At 46.8% G+C, this 220-nt stretch carries 1 pseudogene; it reads right to left on the reverse strand.

What is annotated here, in order from left to right:
* Window positions 1–69: 69 nt before the first annotated feature.
* Window positions 70–220 (reverse strand): annotated as a pseudogene (locus V6255_RS18600) (hypothetical protein); the annotation flags it as partial.

Raw genomic sequence — 220 nt, forward strand, 5'->3', positions numbered from 1 at the left:
AATTAAAGCGCGAACATCTTCACTTCAGTCGTAACGCTCTTGTAAACGAGGCTCTTCTTCAAACGCTTAGGTTAGTGTCATGCCTGGCGTTGGCGGCACTATTTTAGAAATGCTATCAACAAAGCCATAAGCGTGACCTAACACTCGCCCTAGATCTCGAATAACCGGTTTAGGAGCCATCGTACCGAAGGTAATGATTTGCGATACCGCATCACGCGCA

The organism is Psychromonas arctica, assembly GCF_038155225.1.
GTDB classification, from domain to species: domain Bacteria; phylum Pseudomonadota; class Gammaproteobacteria; order Enterobacterales; family Psychromonadaceae; genus Psychromonas; species Psychromonas arctica_B.